The 241-nt window shown below is 48.5% G+C and carries 1 pseudogene; it reads right to left on the reverse strand.

What is annotated here, in order from left to right:
- Positions 1-194, reverse strand: a pseudogene (locus tag EOD29_RS36855) (hypothetical protein); the annotation flags it as partial.
- Between the last annotated feature and the right edge of the window lie 47 nt (positions 195-241).

A 241-nucleotide genomic window follows, 5' to 3' on the forward strand; every position in this document is an offset into this window, starting at 1 on the left:
GCAAGATCGAGCACGAAGGCGACTGGGATGGCTATCCATTGATAGAAAAACAGCCTTGGAAACATTCTGTCCTTCTTAAACATAAACCAGATTACCACCACCTGAAGTATCACAAGGGCAAAACTTAAGGCCGCCTCGCCAACAGCCACCAATTCACCTCCTTCGACAGCACTATATTTAGCGTGAGTTTCCATCGAGCTCGCGCCAGAAGCTAGTGTCTTAAGTAGCCCCATGACCTCTG

The organism is Mesorhizobium sp. M1A.T.Ca.IN.004.03.1.1 (assembly GCF_003997555.1).
GTDB lineage: Bacteria > Pseudomonadota > Alphaproteobacteria > Rhizobiales > Rhizobiaceae > Mesorhizobium.